The sequence below is a fragment of the Treponema parvum genome, from assembly GCF_017893945.1.
Lineage (GTDB): Bacteria > Spirochaetota > Spirochaetia > Treponematales > Treponemataceae > Treponema_D > Treponema_D parvum_A.
In genome coordinates, this window is sequence record NZ_CP054257.1 from 65,394 (window position 1) to 82,023 (window position 16,630).

Genomic DNA, 16,630 nt, shown 5'->3' on the forward strand with positions numbered 1-16,630 from the left:
TTCTTCAAAGACGGCCTTTTTTTTGTTGCGTTATATCTAAAACCGTGTAATAATAATTTCAGAAATACTTGCAATCGAATTCAGGGAAAATATGTCGGAAGTGACGATCTATAAAATTGCAAAAATGGCGGAAGTTTCGGCCTCGACGGTATCAAGAGTAATAAATAACTACCCTTTTGTTAAAAAAGGAACAAGGGCAAAGGTATTAAGAGTCCTCAGCGAATGTAATTACGTTCCTAATGAAACGGCCAGAAATTTGGTAAATCAGGCTACGAAGATGATAGGTATCCTTATAGCGGATATAAGGACTACCCATCATACTGACGGAGTATATTATGTGGAACAGGAATTTTCTAAAAACGGCTATTCCTGTTTAATATACAATACCGGCACCGATCCTGAAAATCAGGCTGAATATATCCGCCTTTTAGGTCAAAAAAAAGTTGAAGCCGTAGTGTTAATGGGATCGATTTATCAAAATGAAACGGTTCAAAATGCAATAATGGTAAACATTCCTCACGTTCCCGTAGCGATATGTAACGGTTATCTTGACGGGCAAAATATCTACGGAGTTGTGGCTGACGAACGTTCCGGAGTCTGTGATTGCGTTAAGCTTTTTGCGGATAAAGGACGCAAGAACATAGCCTTTATAACAAACCATTACACTCCAAGCAATTATAATAAACTTGAAGGATTTAACGAAGGTTTTGATAAGTTTATCGGTAACGGTAGTAAGACGGTCATAGAAGCCGGAGACGCCATAGAGGATATTTTGAAAGCGACCGTAAAACTTCTTACGGAAAAACCCGAAACGGACGCGCTGCTTTATGCGGAAGATTTTCTTGCCCTAATAGGACTGCATGCGCTTTATGACATGAAACTGGAAATTCCGAAAGACGTAGCCGTTATCGGCATTAACAACTCAAGGCACGCGGAAATAAGCAATCCGGCTCTCACCTCTTTGGATAATATGCTTTATGACACAAGCCTTATAGCCGTACGAAATCTTATTGAAGTTTTAAAAGGCGAAAGAGTAAATAAAAAAATAATGATCTGTCCTGCGATCGTAGAACGAAGCACAACTTGAATTTGACTTTGCGTCTTGAGAATTTTAACCGGGCAATTAGTGTGCTCTTTACGCGCAGCTGATAAGCGGCATTTGTGCAGCAAACTCGAAATTCAAGCACCGCCATGGACGGCGGCAAAATATATAAAAGCTATATTTTGAGTTTGCCAAAATTCGGTATAAACCGATGTACATGGAGGTACGTCGGTTTATGCTCGCGACTATTTAGCGGCGGCTTTTAAACCTTGACATCGCTTATTTGTGGGTCATAATAGTATTAATGAAATCATATCTGGAGGATATATGAAAGTCATAAAAAACACGGGGAAGGTGCTTGCCGTATTTGCGGCGGCGGCGCTGTTTTTTACCGGATGCGCAAGTTCAAAGGTTTCTTCCGGGGCCGAGCAAAAGCTGGTTATACTTCACACTAACGACCATCACGGATCCGTTTTGTCGCGTAAAGACAAAGAGGGAATAGGACAAGGCGGTCTTGCAGAACGCGCTACTTTTATTAAAATGCAGCGCGCCGAAGCTCAAAAAACGGGAAGCGACATCCTTGTTTTGGATGCGGGCGACGTGAATACGGGAATGGCAGTTTCAAATATGTTTGCCGCTGAACCCGACATAATGGCCTATAACGCTATGGGCTACGACGCGGTAGCTTTGGGAAACCACGAGTTCGACGGAACGCTTGAAAAACTCTTAAAGCAGATAAAAATATCCAAATTCCCGTGGCTGAGCGCAAATATAAAGCAGGGTAAAAACTATCTCGTTAAACCTTACATAATAAAAAATTTTAATGGCCTTAAAGTAGGTATTTTCGGGCTGACGACGCTGCGGACAAAGGTAATTGCAAGTCCCGATAAGTCGCTTACGTTCTATGATGAAATAAACACCGCAAAAGAGATGGTTTCTCTCCTCAGGGACAAGAAAAAAGCGGATATAGTTATTCTCGTCGGACATTTAGGGGATGTTTTGGAAACATCGGATCAGGAAACTTCAGTTAGAGTAGCCGAAGCCGTTTCGGGAATAGATCTGATCGTTGACGGGCATTCGCACAGTTATTTTGCCGAGCCTAAGTACGTAGGGGGAACGCCCATTGTTACTTCCAACGAATGGGGAAAATACATGGGCAAGGCCGTGTTTACGGTTAAAGACAAAAAAATCACCAAGCTGGAATGGACGCCCGTAAAGATTAACGATAAGGACTTCCCTCCCGATGCTGAAATGGTCGCATTGCTTAAGCCGTATGTGGAGAGGGCCAATGCGTCTTTAAAAGAAGTGGTAATGAAAACGACTGCGGAATTCGAATTCGGAAGAAAATGGCCGCGCTATAAAGAGATGGCAAGCGGCGATCTCTTGTGCGACGCGACGGTCGGCTATGTGAAATCCACGGGAGTTGACGTTGATTTTGCCATTCATAACGGCGGTAACATAAGAACTTCCTTGCCCAAGGGAGATGTCACTAAAGAAAACATTGTTACCATGCTTCCGTTTGAAAACTATGTTTATGTTCTTACCTTAAAGGGAGCGGATGTAAAAGCTCTGTTTAATTTTATTCAAACGCAAAATCAGGGCGCAGGCGGATTCCCGCAGGTTTCGAAAGAAGTAAGATATACTTTGACCTATGACAGCGACGGAACCAACGGCAGAATTTCAGATATTACGATAGGCGGTAAGCCTATCGACAACAATAAGCTGTACCGCATTGCTACAAACGACTATATGGCCGGCGGCGGCGACGGTTACGTAGTGATGAAAAATTCCGTAGACACATACAATACTTCAATGCTGGTCAACGATGTGTTTATAGAATATGTAAAATCACTGCCTCAGCCCGTTACACCGGCAACCGACGGCCGTATTAAGATTGTAGGAGGAGCGCCTCTTCCGTAAGGCCTTGGCGGCTTAAGCAATGCCGGAGCCGCTTTAAATGAATTTAATCTCCGAAGTTTATCCCGAGCGAACGTCCCGTAATAAGAAGAGGATCGTCGTTCGGGATATTTTTTATTTTATCCGCTATATCTTCCAGGGGAACGCCGACGATCTGTCCGTTTTGAATAGCTACGAGTTTGCCGAATTTTCCCTTTGCAAGAAAATCAGCCGCCGCGACTCCGAACTGTGTTGCAAGAACTCTATCGTAAGGCGAAGGCGTTCCTCCGCGCTGTAAATAGCCTAAAACCGTGACGCGGGATTCCAACTGGGTCAAAGATTTCAGTTCCCGTGCAACCCGGTAAGCTATGGAATATGTCATAGCTTCCCTTTTGCTTTTTAATTCTTTTTTAGACAACAGCGCCTCTTCTTTGGTCAGCGCGCCTTCCGCTACGACGATAATGGAAAATTGTTTACCTTCGTCGCTTCGACGTTTAACTTCTTTTGCGACGGATTTTATGTTGTACGGAATTTCAGGAATTAAGATAACATCCGCACCGCCTGCTACTCCGGAGTAAAGAGCAAGCCAGCCGGCTTTGTGACCCATAACTTCTATGAGCATTACGCGGTTATGGCTGTGCGCGGTTGTATGTATGCGGTCTACGGCTTCGGTCGCCACCTCAAGCGCGGTATGAAAACCGAAAGTTATATCCGTATGAACTATGTCGTTGTCTATTGTCTTGGGAAGGCCGATAATGTTGACGCCTTCTTTTGCAAGCAAGCTTGCCGTCGTGTTTGTTCCGTTTCCGCCAAGCACGACGAGAGCGTCAAGGTCCCATTTTTTCATATTCGCTTTTATAGCTTCAAGCGGCAAAAGTCCCGTTTGGGGATCTTTTACGGGATTTTTCAAAGGCTTGTCGCGCGACGTTCCTAAGATAGTTCCTCCCCTTGTTAAAATCCCTGAAAAATTATTTACATGAAGTTCTTCGGCGTCTCCTTCTACAAGTCCTCTGTACCCGTTGTGTATACCCATAATCTTCATGCCGTATTGGGTTATGGCCGCTCTGCACACTCCTCTGATAGCGGCGTTAAGACCCGGTGCGTCGCCGCCGGATGTTAAAATGCCGAACTTCTTTACTTTTATTTTTTTCATGATTTAAGTATACCAAACGGAAATACAAAAGTCAGTAACGCATACAACCTTTAAGAGTTTTATTTTTTTGCCGATATTATAAGGAGCGGTGAAATTTCTGCTGTGAGAAAGTATAAGATGAAAAAAAATGAAATAATAAATATTTGTTCTTCGATCCTGCTGGTTTTGCTGGCAGCCTTTTTTTCCGTAAGCCTCTTGTTTCGATTTTTAAATTTCGGAAGCGGCTTTTCGGAAAAGATGATCTTGTTTTTTAAACTCGGCCATATTTTGGTTTCCGTTTACGGACTTACCAGCATTTTTATTCCGGTTTTTTTACTTTTCAGTGCGATTTTGTCTTTGTCGTCGGGGTGGAATTTAAAAAAAGGAATATCGCTGCTGCTCAGTTTTTTTCCGTTTTTTACGGCCGTCATCATAGAACGGATATGCCGTTTAATCGCACAATATGAAGAAGGCCCCGTGCTTACCGTAAAAGTTTTATTTACGATTTTAATGGGAATATGCATCATCATAATAGAATATTTGTTTTTCGGAATTATCGGGCAAAAATATATTTCTTCGTTGCAAGGAAGACAAAAAAACTTCGGAAAAAATTTTGACCGCAAAAATGTCGAAGAAAAAAGATCTGCTAAAATAGAACCGGAGCGAACGGCTGACAACGGGGACGCAGGCACGGGTTCGGCTGCTGACAACAGCGACCTTTTAGTGAGCGGCGACAGAAGTTTGTCCTGCACCGACTTGGCCGACGACGGCATTGGAGCAGAACCTGTTCCGGATACCGGCGACAACGGTTCAATCGGAAAAAACAGCGATTCGGATGCGGACATCGATACAGAGCATACGGAAGCGGAAGCAGAGGCAGCCGCAGGATTTGAATCGAGTGCCGGATCTGAGTTTAGCGCAAGTCCAGAATCCGAGCCGCTTGAAACAAGAAATGTGTCGGCGGTCATAACTCCGGAAGAATTCGATGCGCTCATTCAGCCTTTGCCGGAGGAACCCGAAAATGCCGGCGATAAAGAGAAAATGCTGGATCCCGACTTTTTTGACATGGATCCTAACGACGAAACCGAAGATGAAAATGACGAAATTGAAGATGAGGTAAGAACGGAAACTTCCAATTTTGAAGGGATAACCGATGTCTTTGCAGAAATGGAAGAAGACGCCCGCCGCAATATCGAAGACGATGAAAACGGCGAATTTAACTCTTTTGACATTGACGATGCCGAAAATCAAGAGGATACAACGGTCTCCGATGCCGGAGCCGCAGATTGTGAAATCGGAAAACAGGAAAATGCGGAAAAAACAAAACCTTTATTCGGCAGGCGAAACACAGGCAAAGCGTATAATATACCGGTAAAAAATTTGCTTACGGAATATGACGACGAGCCTTACTGGGTGATAGACGATGAGACAAAGGCCGCTTCCATTCAGTTAAAGGAAACTTTAAGCGAGTTTAAGATTGACGCTGAAATAATCGGCATAAGAAAGGGGCCGGTTGTCACGATGTTTGAAATTCTTCCCGCTCCCGGCGTAAAGTTAAGCAAGATCGTTGCGCTGCAGGATAATATCGCTTTGCGGCTTGCGGCAAGCAGCGTGCGCATTGTAGCCCCGATTCCGGGAAAGCAGGCCGTAGGCATAGAAGTTCCCAACAAGGACAGAGCCATTGTCAGTTTTCGGGAAATAGTCGAACAGGATATTCCTCCCTTTAAAAAAATGCAGGTACCGGTTATTTTGGGAAAAGACATAGAAGGAGACCCTCAGATAATCGATTTGGTAACTACGCCGCATCTTTTGATAGCGGGAGCTACGGGATCGGGCAAATCCGTCTGCGTAAACAGTATGATTCTGTCCATATTATACAAGCGTGCTCCCCAAGATGTAAAACTCATCCTTATCGATCCGAAAATAGTGGAATTAAAGCTTTATAACGACATACCGCATTTATTGACGCCTGTGATAACGGAATCTAAAAAAGCTTTTCAGGCTTTGCAATATTGTCTTTGCGAAATGGAAAGGCGCTACGCTTTGCTGGACGGAATGGGCGTTCGCGACATTGCAAGCTATAACAGGCGTATTGTCGAGAGGCGGATCGCTACGGAAAAACTTCCGTACATAGTCGTCATAATCGACGAATTTGCGGATCTCATGGCGACAACGGGAAAGGAACTGGAATCCACCGTAGCGCGGCTTGCCGCAATGAGCCGGGCTATAGGAATCCACATCGTTCTTGCGACGCAGCGGCCTTCCATAGATGTTATTACCGGTCTGATAAAGGCGAATATTCCCACAAGGATCGCCTTTATGGTTGCATCGAAAATGGACAGCCGAATCATCATAGACCAGGTAGGAGCTGAAAAACTTCTAGGACGCGGCGACATGCTCTATGCCAGCGCGGTAGACCCTTTCCCCATCCGCATACAGGGAACCTTTGTAAGCGACAATGAAGTTGAAAACGTAGTGGAATATGTAAAACGCTACGGTCCGCCGGAATACATAGACGATGAAATTTTTGTGGATACGGACGAAGATTCGGACGGATCGCCGGATTTATTCGGCTACGGGGCGGATCCCATGTATGACCAGGCCTTGGATATAGTACTTCAAGCGGGGAAGGCCAGTGCTTCGTATATTCAGCGGCGTTTAAAGATAGGATATAACAGGGCTGCAAGATTAGTAGAAGAAATGGAAGCGCGGGGAATCGTAGGTCCTCAAAACGGCAGCAAACCCAGAGAGATAATACACGTGCCGTAAAATAATCGGCTAATTAAACGCAAGTAAAAAGGCAAGGAGAAAGGCTGTCATTTTTAAAGTCTTTAGCGCGCTTAAAAAGCCGATGTATGCTACTTGGATGTTACTACTACGGAGTTATCGGAATTCGAATAGGGAGCCGGTACGTATTTGTCGGCTTTCCAATCGTTTTCCCATTTTTGCCCGTCGATCAAGTAGCGGAATTGATATTCTTGATTTGCCTCGAGGGTAACTTTTACCGAAAAGGAACCGTCGGCAGCCTTTTTAAGCGGGGTGTCGGTGCTGCTCCAGCTGTTAAAATCGCCTGCAAGATTGATGGTTTTTGCATTCTGAGCCGCATCTGCCGTCACTATAAAAGTAACGACGCAGGTTTTCTTGTCCTTAGAAAAACTCTTCTTTAAAGCCATAAACATTCTCCTTTGATTTTATCTTGGGCAATAAATTCTCATTTATTGCTCATAATAAACTTTTACTGTACTATAAATATATTATCATATGAAATTCTAAAAATCAAATTTTTGGTTATATAAGGCGGCGGGATTTTGAATGCGGCGAAAAGGCCGTTACTAAAATCCGGATATAAAAAACGATAAAACGTTTTTCTTGTTAAAAAGACTCTCGTGATTTCTGCGCATCATTTGGAACCGCGAGTTGTTTTATGGGGGGAATTTATGAAAAAAGAGAAATATTTGTTTACTTCCGAATCGGTCGGAGAAGGACACCCGGATAAACTGTGTGATCAGGTTTCCGACGCTATATTGGACGCTTGTTTAAAAGACGATCCTGAAAGCCATGTCGCTTGCGAAACATTCGCTTCAACGGGGCTGGTATTGGTAGGCGGAGAAATTACTACGTCAACCTATGTTGACGTTCAAAGCGTGGTTAGGGATATAGCTCAAACGATAGGCTATACGGACGCGGATTACGGACTTGATTGCAATTCCATGGCCGTCATGAACGCCATACACGCGCAGTCTCCGGATATAAACCAGGGAGTCGTCGGGAAAGGTCTTAACGAATATGCGGGACAGCAGGGAGCCGGAGACCAGGGAATTATGTTCGGTTTTGCATGCGACGAAACGCCGGAACTTATGCCCGCCCCGATCATGTATGCACATACTCTGCTGCGGCGTGCGGCGAAACTCCGCAAAGAAAAAATTCTTGACTGGCTCCGTCCCGACTCAAAAAGTCAGGTTACGGTTGAATATGAAGGTTACAGACCTGTGCGTATCGATGCGGTTGTAATCTCGCATCAGCACAGTCCCGACGTTCCTTATGACGTGATAAAAGGCAGCGTTATCAAAAACATTATAGAACCGGTTTTGGAACCTACAGGCCTGCTTGATAAGAACACAAAGTATTTTGTAAATCCTACGGGACGGTTTGTCGTAGGAGGCCCTTCCGGCGACACGGGGCTTACAGGCAGAAAAATAATCGTCGATACCTACGGCGGAATGGGGCGGCACGGAGGCGGAGCTTTCAGCGGTAAAGATCCTTCAAAGGTAGACCGCTCGGCATCGTATATGGCGCGCTACATTGCAAAAAACATCGTAGCTTCGGAACTTGCTTCCCGCTGTGAAGTCCAGCTTGCTTATGCGATCGGAGTGCCGTTTCCCGTTTCCATAATGATAGACACCTTCGATACCGGAAAAGTGCCTAATCATGTCATCTCCGCCGCGGTAGAAAAGCTGTTCGACTGTTCTCCTGCGGGAATCATAAAAACGCTTGACTTGAAAAAACCGATATACCTTCCGACTGCGGCTTACGGTCATTTCGGGCGCAAAGAATTCAGCTGGGAAAGAACCGATAAGGCGGAAGCCTTAAAGAAGGCGGTTTTATAAGCCCTATGATCCTGCTTTCGCCTGAGGAAATAGACGAAGTTTTTGCGCGTTTCAAGCGGCAAAATCCGGAACCTAAATCGGAACTTAAATGGAAAAATCCGTACACAATGCTGGTTTCTACGGTTCTTTCCGCTCAGGCGACCGATAAAAGCGTTAATAAGGCTACGGAGCCTTTATACCAAATTGCCGACACGCCTGAAAAAATGCTCGCTCTTGGAGAAGAAGGTCTGATACCTTACATAAAAACCATAGGTCTTTACAGGAACAAGGCAAAAAATGTTATACGCCTTAGCAAAATGCTCATAGACGATTTCGGCGGCAAAGTTCCCGAAACGCGGGAAGAAATACAAAAACTTCCCGGAGCGGGCAGAAAGACGGCGAACGTGGTTTTAAATGTGGTTTTCGGACAGCCGACTATGCCGGTAGACACGCATTTGCTTCGCATCTGCCCCAAAATCGGACTGGCGGAAGGCGACACGCCCGTTGAAGTTGAAGAGAGCCTTGTTTCGCGTATTCCCGCAAAGTATATGCAAAACGCGCACCATTGGCTTATATTGCACGGGCGCTATGTGTGTACGGCGCGTAAACCCGACTGCGAAAATTGTATTATTTCGGATATATGTAAACATAATATTAAAGAAGGCGGTTAAAGTATGAACGAAGAGATCGACGTTGAAACTGCACAGGCTGCTGCGCAGAGCATAGCGGCAAATAATTTCGATCCCACAAAGATAATAACGCATCATACGGAACCTATCGTCAACGCGATAAAGCAGTATTTGAACGTTCCATTTTTGATGAAATTGACGGGAACAGTGATAATGCTGTTGATAATCTATATTATATATCGAATTTGCCGTTCTATGATTCTTCGCTTGCCGGAAAACAAGCTTAAAGCGCAGCATTCGATGATGATCCAAAAGACGCTAAAGTATATTTATTACGTTTGCGCTGCTATGTATGTGCTGGGTCTGTTCGGTATAAAATTTTCGGCCATTTGGGGAGCTGCCGGCGTTGCGGGCGTCGCCATAGGATTTGCGGCTCAAACGTCCGTAAGCAATATAATAAGCGGGTTGTTCGTGCTGAGTGAAAAGGCTATGAAGATAGGCGACTTGGTTACGATAGACGGTGTTACCGGAGTCGTAGACTCTACGGATTTACTTTCCGTTAAAATACATACTTTGGACAACCAACTTGTGCGCGTGCCTAATTCCACGATCATAAATAAAAATTTTTTGAATACGTCTTATTTTCCTCAAAGGCGCATGACGATAGGCGTTTCGGTCAGTTACGACACGGACATGACGCTTGCGCTTGAAACTTTGAAAAAGGCGCCGGCTCTTTGCCCTACCGTTCTACGCGAGCCCGAACCGGCTGCGTGGTTTGACAAATTCGGTGAAAAAGGGATAGATCTTGTTCTTGCAGTCTGGTTTAAAAGCGAGGATTTTTTACAAACAAAAAACTCCGCTTTTATCGCCATAAAAAAAGTGTATGACGAGGCCGGTATAGAAATCCCGTATTATAAGCTGAACGTTAAAATGCTGTCCGGTGGAACGGAATAAAGAAACTCGGTCGCAAAAAATTCGAGCGGTTATGCCGGGATCAAAGAAATTTTAATTGTCCAAAACCGACAGATCCAGCTTGTTGCATCCGGCCGTAAGGCGCTTTACGACTTCCTTTATTCTGTTCAGATCGCCTTTTCTTGCGCCTTCGATATTAAGCGGCATCACAGGATCGTGCAGCGAGAGTCTTAAAAGAGCCCAGCCTTGAATTTTATCGTCGTTAAACGAAATACGGATTCCTTCAAAAGATTCGGGCAGCTTGTAACCGGCTTCGGCTGCATTTTTTTTGAATTGCTCTAAAACCCGGTTTCCGTATGTTTTAAAATCTTCCGTGAGAATTTTAAAGCGGTATTCTTTTGCTTCGACGGGAGGAGGGAGTTTTTCGATCAGAGAAGAAAGTTTCTTTCCGTTTTGTTTTGCTCTCGCCAAGGCGATTATAAGTTTAACCGCTAAAAAAGCGCCGTCGTCCAAATAATAATTTTCTTTTAAAGCGCCGTGACCCGACGTTTCCATTGCCAAAGGAGAAACGATCCCTTTTGCATTGAGTTCCTTGCATTTGTTTATGACGTTTTTGTAGCCCCTCATGTAACGCAGATGCTTTAATTTCAGCACGTCTTCCAAAAAATAAGTGAGCCGATCCGACGTAACCGAATCGGTTACTATAGTGCTTCCCGGATATTCCGGGGCTAAAATCGCCGCCGTAATTGCGATTATCGCATCGCGGTTTACTTCCGTTCCGTCGGAAAGGACGGCGGACATTCTGTCGACGTCGGTGTCGAAAATCAGTCCCAAGTCGGCGCGGTTTTTTACTACGGCGGATCTTATGGCGTCCATAGCCGCAGGATTTTCGGGGTTGGGAATGTGGTTCGGGAAATTTCCGTCCGGCTCAAGGAATTGGCTGCCCGCAGTATCGGCGCCGAGCGGTTTTAGAATTTTTTCGGCGAAAAAGCCTCCCGCTCCGTTTCCCGCATCTATCGCTATTTTAAGGCCGGAAAGAGGCTTTCCGTTTTTGCAATTTATCGCCGATTTTATCGCGTTTTTAAGGTGTTCCGCATAAAGGCTTAAGAGGTCAAAGGCTTCGCATTTTAAAACGCCGGGCCGCCCGGACTCGCAGGCGGATGCGAGAGAAAGGATTTCGGTTATGTCGCTGCGTTCGAGTCCTCCGTCCGCGTCAAAAAATTTCAGACCGTTTCTGTTAAACGGCAAATGGCTTGCGGTTATCATTACAGATCCGTCGAAGCGAGTTCGGTCGAATATGAGGGACATGAACATTGCCGGTGTTGTTGCAAGTCCGCAGCGCACGGGCAATGCGCTTTTTAAATTTATTCCTTCGATAACGGCGTTTTCAAGTTTCGGCCCTGAGATCCTTGAATCGCGGCCTACACCTATTTTCAGCTCATCGGCTTTTTTTCCGGTTTTTTGCGAAAGCCATAGGACAAAAGCCTGCCCTATTTTATTGCAAATATCGTCCGTAAGATTTATATCTTCTCCGGAAACGCCTTCAAGGGCGATCCCCCGTATATCGCTTCCGTTTTGAAGCTTCATCAGTTTCGGATCCGGCATAAATATTCTCCTAATAAAAATTCAGCAGTCGAATAAAATATCAATTTTGGAAACTTCTGAATTCGTGCGTATTGCGTATATTGAGCATATGCTAGCGACGTTTGCGCAGCAATCACCGCACCGGCGTGAAGTTTCGGGCAAAGCGTGCAGTCAGTTACGATCATTATACACCAAACGTTTTTAGTCGGCAAATCTTCCTTAAAATGCGGCATTGCAGAAAATTTCAATTTTCGAAAATACCGCATTCGTGCGCTGTTTAACGAGGCGGCGCCATATAGCCGCCGAAATTAAACCTTAGGTTGAATTTGCGATATAATCAGGTTATACTAAAAAATATTTGTGCGTCATAAATTTTTTTTATAATAACGGGAAATCCTATGGAACAGACACTGGTCAAGATGATCCGCAATACGGTGCGCTTATATCCTGAAGTGCCGGCACAATATTCGCGCAATTTGTCCGGGAATTTTGAATCTGTTACATATAAAGACCTTTTTGAAAAGGCGATGAATTTTGCCGGAGCCCTTTTGTCTTTGGGAGCTAAAAGAGGCGACCGTATAGGAATAATTTCCGACAACCGCAAAGAATGGCAGCTGTGCGACATCGGTATAATGGCCATAGGGGCGATCGACGTTCCGCGCGGCTGCGACGCCACTATTAAAGATCTGGAATATATACTTTCGTTTACCGAATGCAGGATAGTTATAGCTGAAAATCAGGCTCAAATAAAAAAGATTCTTTCCATAAAGGCGAATTTGCCGAACCTTCAAAAACTTATTTGTTTCGAACGCGTTCCCGAAGCTGAAATTTCGGAAGCGCAAAAAAACAACATCGAAATTCTGAATTTTGAAGATGTTTTAAACACTGGAAAAATCTTTTGCCAAAACAATGAGAATTTGATTGAGACGGAAATAGAAAAAGGCGTTTGGGACGAGACGGTTTCCATCATCTTTACTTCAGGAACGACGGGTACGCCCAAGGGCGTAATGCTTTCCAACGGGAATTTTTTGGCACAGCTTGACGAACTTCCCGAAAGAATTTATTTGAATCCGGGCGATCGCGCTCTATGCGTGCTTCCGATATGGCATGCGTTCCAGCGCCTTTGCGAATATGTGGTTTTTATTCAGGCGGCCGCTATATGCTATTCAAAACCGCTGGGAAGCATTCTTCTTGAAGATTTTAAAAAGCTCAATCCGCACATCATGCCTGCCGTTCCGCGTATATTTGAAGCCGTCTACGAAGGAATCACAAGAAAGATGCGCAAAACAGGCGGATTTGTGTACGTTCTTTTTAAATTTTTTACGGCAGTCGCCGTCATTCACAGCCGCATTGACAGGAAACTTTTTCGTAAAACCGCACGTTTTGCAAAAGACAACTTAGGTTTTTGGTGGGCTGTTTTGGCCTTGCCGTGGCTCGTTTTGTATCCTGTAAAACTCCTTGGAGCAGGGCTCATATTTTCAAAAATCAAAGCCATGCTCGGTAAAAACTTCCGCGCGGGAGTTGCAGGCGGCGCCGCTTATCCCGTTGCCGTGGACGAGTTTTTTTGGGCTATAGGAGTAAACATAGTTGAAGGCTACGGCCTTACGGAGACGGCACCCGTGGTGGCTGTCAGGCCCATGGCGGATCCTATTTTTAGAACCATAGGACGAGCAATACGCGGTGTTCAAGTGCGCATCGTCGATCCGAACGGAATGATTTTGGGGCGTTGTCAAAAGGGCGTTTTGCAGGTGAAGGGCAAGACTGTCATGAAAGGTTATTATAAGCGCGACGATCTGACTGAAAAAGTGATCACAAAAGACGGCTGGCTCGACACAGGCGATATAGCGATACTTACGCTCGACGATGAAATTCAGCTTCGCGGACGCATGAAAGATACGATTGTTTTGCGCGGCGGAGAAAACATAGAACCGCTGCCAATTGAGATGAAATTAACGGAATCACGCTTTATAACTTCCGTCGTCGTCGTCGGGCAGGACCAGCGTTTTCTTGCAGCTCTTATTGTTCCTAATAAAACGGAATTAAAAGAATGGGCGGAGGAAAACGGCATACAGTACGATACTTTTGAAAACTTTATGAATTCCGAAGAAGTTAAAAAACTCTTTGAAACGGAAATAGCGAACGCGATAAACGCTCAAAACGGTTTTAGGCTGTTTGAAAAAGTAAACAAATTCACACTTTTAAATAAGGAATTTGAAGTCGGCGTAGAATTATCCGCCAAACAGGAAGTCATGCGTTACAGACTTAATGAAATTTATGCAAAAGAAATCAACTCGATGTTTAAGTGAAGTCTTATTATTTTTAATGATCTTTTTGTCGGCTTCTTGTGCGACGATGCAAAAAAACATAAACGCCGAGCGGCCGGTTAAGGTGAATGTGTCATATTTTAAAAACGTACCGCTTTTACCGACGGAAAATTTATTCCGTCCGGTTCACGACGTATATGAGCTAAACGCAAACCTAAAAGGAAAAAGCCATTTTTATATTATTTCCTTAAAAGCCGATAAGGCGCTCGTCCATATGATGTTTTTAAACAAGGAAAATGGCGCTATGCCTGAAATAAAATACGACGACACGGGAATAAAGCTTTCAGACATTGATTTTCCGGCAGGAATTAAGAGCCAAGAAATTATCGCTCAATTTCAGTGGTGTTTTTACAACGTGGGCGATGTTGCAAAAGCCTTTTCCGAAAACGGCTTACGCTTGGCCATAGAGACGGAGCATACTTCCAATAAAGAGATAAGACGCATATATGACAAAGAAAAATGCATTATTGAAATTTCAAACAGTCCGTCGCTTATTCGGTTTATCGATCATAAAAAGCGTCATTCTTACGTATTGATACCTATCAGGTGATAAAAAATGCGGAGCGTTCTTTTTTTGCACGCTCCGCACCGTTTACGATCGGGAATATTCCGATTGATGCGAATTATTTACCTGCGTTTTTTGCAGCGCTTTCACCGGCTATGCGTCCCGAACCGATCGCCCATGAGTTCATCATTGCAGTCATCGAGTCTCGGCCGTTTGCACCGCCTACAACGCTTCCGGCTCCGTATAAGTTTTTAACGGGCTTTCCGCCTGAGAGCAGCTGCATGGAAGCATCGGCTTTTAAACCGCCCAAGGTCGTGGAAAAGCGAGGACGCTGTTCTACTATGTAGTACGTGCCGTCCGATGCAAGAGCGACGGGGTTTTTCTTGCCGAATTCAGGATCGACTCCCTTTGCACAGTTGTCGTTGTATTTTGCGACGGTTGTCTGCAATGCGCTTGCGTCTATGCCCATAGTTTTTGCCAGCTCGACAAGATTTGCGCTCTTTGCGATTACGGGTTTGCCGTCGTTAGAGATGTTGTACCATTTGTCGATATCGCTTTCGGATGCGACGAGTTTGTCTTCAAGGCTCTTTGCCACGTATGCGCGGTACGCACCTTCGTCCATTAAGAGATACAGGATTTTGTCGCTCTGCGCTACAGTCGCTTCCGTCTGTGCCGCAAGCGTTCCCGTTTCATTTACGACGCGGACTCCCTTTGTGTTTACGTAGATCGTTCCGTGTCCGTTTGAAGCGGCCGTAGAAGACGCCGTTGCGGCAAGGGCTCTTCCCGGAGTTGTTTCTACGCCCTGCGCATAGACTTTCACGCAGTCTAGGTTAATGGTATCTATGCCGATCGCCTTTGCCATCGTAAAGCCGTCTCCGGTATCCGTGCTGCGTCCGTAAAACATATATCCCGTAAGCGTATTGGGAAGGAGCTTTGCATTCGCTCCGTAACCGCCTGAGGCGATAACGGTTGAAGCCGCTTTGATCGTAATCTTCGCGCCGGATTTATCGCTTGCCGTAACGCCTTTTACTTCTCCGTTTTCAAAAATGAGGGATTCACCTTTCGTTTCCAACAATAATGTTCCGCCGAGATTTTCAAAATTCTTTTGCATTGCGACAAAGAATGCCGGAGAGCGTCCGACAACGCCGATCTGCCGGTTGGCCGAATGATCGGGGTATTGCGTTGCGGCGACGTTGTACGGCACTTTCATGTCGTCGATGAGCCAGTCTACCGTTTTGCCGATGGTTTTGGAGATCATTGAAACAAGGACGGGATCGTTTACGTTTTTTCCTATGCGCATGATATCGCTGTATGCCAGTTCGGGAGAATCTTTCGTTTCTTTTAACTGTTCTCTTTGGAATTTCGAACCGGTCGCTATGAGCGTACCTGCGTTAAGAGCTGTGTCGCCGCCTACCTGTCCGTTCTTTTCGATGAGGATAACCTTTGCGCCTTTTTCCTGCGCCCGTACAGCCGCGGTTATACCGCCTCCGCCGGCTCCGATGACGACGACATCGCATTCGAGAGTTTTATCTCCCTCGTTCGTTTTGGCAACCTCTTGAGCGTAATTGCTCGGCTGGCCGCCCGCCTGCTCGATCGCGTTCTGTACGGCCGTTTTAATCGCATAAGAAGTGATCGTCGCGCCGCTTACGGTATCGACATTCGTCGAATTGTTTTTTACGATCGCTTCGGAAACCTTCGCAATTGCATTTTCACTTACGCCCGCCGTTTCAGTGTGCTGTGTTACGGCTACCGACGTGATGGCGCCTTTTGCAAAACCTACTTCGACGGTGAGCGGGCCGTTGTGGGCGCTTGCCGTGCCGGTATAAGTGCCGTCCTTTGCCATGCCTTTTTTTCCTCCGCAGGACGATAAGGCCGCAGCTAAAAATACAATGCCTGAAACGCAGGCAATGATACGGGATCTTTTCATATAACCTCCAACGTTATTAAAGAAATAGAATTCTAATATATTGTACATAAATTTTTCACTAGTGTCCAAGATAGAAATAGAAGATTTCAATAA

General features: G+C 45.2%; 12 protein-coding genes. 8 read left to right on the forward strand and 4 right to left on the reverse strand.

Translation table 11 applies throughout. The features are described 5' to 3' along the window. Positions 1-91: 91 nt before the first annotated feature. Both HRI96_RS00325 and HRI96_RS00330 read left to right on the forward strand, forming a co-directional pair. A complete protein-coding gene (locus HRI96_RS00325) occupies positions 92-1,087 on the forward strand; it encodes a LacI family DNA-binding transcriptional regulator (protein ID WP_256729250.1) in 996 nt (331 codons plus the stop codon). Positions 1,088-1,369: 282 nt separating this feature from the next. After that, complete coding sequence (locus tag HRI96_RS00330; RefSeq protein WP_210117575.1) at positions 1,370-2,962, forward strand: bifunctional metallophosphatase/5'-nucleotidase; 1,593 nt, start codon at positions 1,370-1,372, stop codon at positions 2,960-2,962. Between the two features lie 43 nt (positions 2,963-3,005). On the opposite strand, the gene HRI96_RS00335 is transcribed toward HRI96_RS00330, so the two are convergent. Next, the gene (locus tag HRI96_RS00335; RefSeq protein ID WP_210117576.1) at positions 3,006-4,091 is read right to left on the reverse strand and encodes a 6-phosphofructokinase; all 1,086 of its coding nucleotides are present in this window, start codon (positions 4,089-4,091) and stop codon (positions 3,006-3,008) included. 117 nt (positions 4,092-4,208) lie between these two features. Here HRI96_RS00335 and HRI96_RS00340 point away from each other — a divergent pair, with 117 nt between their 5' ends. After that, entirely contained in the window at positions 4,209-6,839 is a 2,631-nt protein-coding gene (locus tag HRI96_RS00340) for a DNA translocase FtsK (protein WP_210117577.1), read from the forward strand. Positions 6,840-6,928: 89 nt separating this feature from the next. Here the strand turns inward: HRI96_RS00340 and HRI96_RS00345 are convergent, their stop codons facing one another. Next, positions 6,929-7,243 (reverse strand): isoamylase early set domain-containing protein, encoded by a 315-nt coding sequence (locus tag HRI96_RS00345; RefSeq protein WP_210117578.1) that lies wholly within the window; start codon positions 7,241-7,243, stop codon positions 6,929-6,931. Positions 7,244-7,507: 264 nt separating this feature from the next. Between HRI96_RS00345 and metK the strand changes: the two genes are divergently transcribed. The 3 genes from metK to HRI96_RS00360 are packed head-to-tail and all read left to right on the forward strand — an operon-like array spanning position 7,508 to position 10,239. Beyond that, complete coding sequence (gene metK / locus HRI96_RS00350) at positions 7,508-8,677, forward strand: methionine adenosyltransferase (RefSeq protein ID WP_210117579.1); 1,170 nt, start codon at positions 7,508-7,510, stop codon at positions 8,675-8,677. 5 nt (positions 8,678-8,682) lie between these two features. After that, positions 8,683-9,327: an endonuclease III gene (gene nth / locus HRI96_RS00355; RefSeq protein ID WP_210117580.1), complete on the forward strand. Its 645-nt coding sequence runs from the start codon at positions 8,683-8,685 to the stop codon at positions 9,325-9,327. A 3-nt stretch (positions 9,328-9,330) separates the two neighbouring features. Beyond that, positions 9,331-10,239, forward strand: coding sequence for a mechanosensitive ion channel family protein (locus tag HRI96_RS00360; protein ID WP_210117581.1), 909 nt, complete (start codon positions 9,331-9,333; stop codon positions 10,237-10,239). A 51-nt stretch (positions 10,240-10,290) separates the two neighbouring features. Here HRI96_RS00360 and HRI96_RS00365 read toward each other — a convergent pair whose 3' ends face one another. Further along, positions 10,291-11,802: a phosphohexomutase domain-containing protein gene (locus tag HRI96_RS00365; protein WP_210117582.1), complete on the reverse strand. Its 1,512-nt coding sequence runs from the start codon at positions 11,800-11,802 to the stop codon at positions 10,291-10,293. 377 nt (positions 11,803-12,179) lie between these two features. Here HRI96_RS00365 and HRI96_RS00370 point away from each other — a divergent pair, with 377 nt between their 5' ends. Both HRI96_RS00370 and HRI96_RS00375 read left to right on the forward strand, forming a co-directional pair. After that, positions 12,180-14,087 (forward strand): AMP-dependent synthetase/ligase, encoded by a 1,908-nt coding sequence (locus HRI96_RS00370; RefSeq protein WP_210117583.1) that lies wholly within the window; start codon positions 12,180-12,182, stop codon positions 14,085-14,087. 16 nt (positions 14,088-14,103) lie between these two features. Beyond that, positions 14,104-14,655, forward strand: coding sequence for a DUF3261 domain-containing protein (locus tag HRI96_RS00375; RefSeq protein ID WP_210117584.1), 552 nt, complete (start codon positions 14,104-14,106; stop codon positions 14,653-14,655). A 73-nt stretch (positions 14,656-14,728) separates the two neighbouring features. Here HRI96_RS00375 and HRI96_RS00380 read toward each other — a convergent pair whose 3' ends face one another. After that, complete coding sequence (locus HRI96_RS00380) at positions 14,729-16,537, reverse strand: FAD-dependent oxidoreductase (protein ID WP_210117585.1); 1,809 nt, start codon at positions 16,535-16,537, stop codon at positions 14,729-14,731. Positions 16,538-16,630 lie beyond the last annotated feature (93 nt).

Excerpts from the sequence above, each read along its gene's own strand:
- HRI96_RS00325 (WP_256729250.1), top strand. The coding sequence starts at position 92 with ATGTCGGAAGTGACGATCTATAAAATTGCAAAAATGGCGGAAGTTTCG.
- HRI96_RS00330 (WP_210117575.1), top strand. The coding sequence starts at position 1,370 with ATGAAAGTCATAAAAAACACGGGGAAGGTGCTTGCCGTATTTGCGGCG.
- HRI96_RS00335 (WP_210117576.1), bottom strand. The coding sequence starts at position 4,091 with ATGAAAAAAATAAAAGTAAAGAAGTTCGGCATTTTAACATCCGGCGGC.
- HRI96_RS00340 (WP_210117577.1), top strand. The coding sequence starts at position 4,209 with ATGAAAAAAAATGAAATAATAAATATTTGTTCTTCGATCCTGCTGGTT.
- HRI96_RS00345 (WP_210117578.1), bottom strand. The coding sequence starts at position 7,243 with ATGGCTTTAAAGAAGAGTTTTTCTAAGGACAAGAAAACCTGCGTCGTT.
- metK (WP_210117579.1), top strand. The coding sequence starts at position 7,508 with ATGAAAAAAGAGAAATATTTGTTTACTTCCGAATCGGTCGGAGAAGGA.
- nth (WP_210117580.1), top strand. The coding sequence starts at position 8,683 with ATGATCCTGCTTTCGCCTGAGGAAATAGACGAAGTTTTTGCGCGTTTC.
- HRI96_RS00360 (WP_210117581.1), top strand. The coding sequence starts at position 9,331 with ATGAACGAAGAGATCGACGTTGAAACTGCACAGGCTGCTGCGCAGAGC.
- HRI96_RS00365 (WP_210117582.1), bottom strand. The coding sequence starts at position 11,802 with ATGCCGGATCCGAAACTGATGAAGCTTCAAAACGGAAGCGATATACGG.
- HRI96_RS00370 (WP_210117583.1), top strand. The coding sequence starts at position 12,180 with ATGGAACAGACACTGGTCAAGATGATCCGCAATACGGTGCGCTTATAT.
- HRI96_RS00375 (WP_210117584.1), top strand. The coding sequence starts at position 14,104 with ATGATCTTTTTGTCGGCTTCTTGTGCGACGATGCAAAAAAACATAAAC.
- HRI96_RS00380 (WP_210117585.1), bottom strand. The coding sequence starts at position 16,537 with ATGAAAAGATCCCGTATCATTGCCTGCGTTTCAGGCATTGTATTTTTA.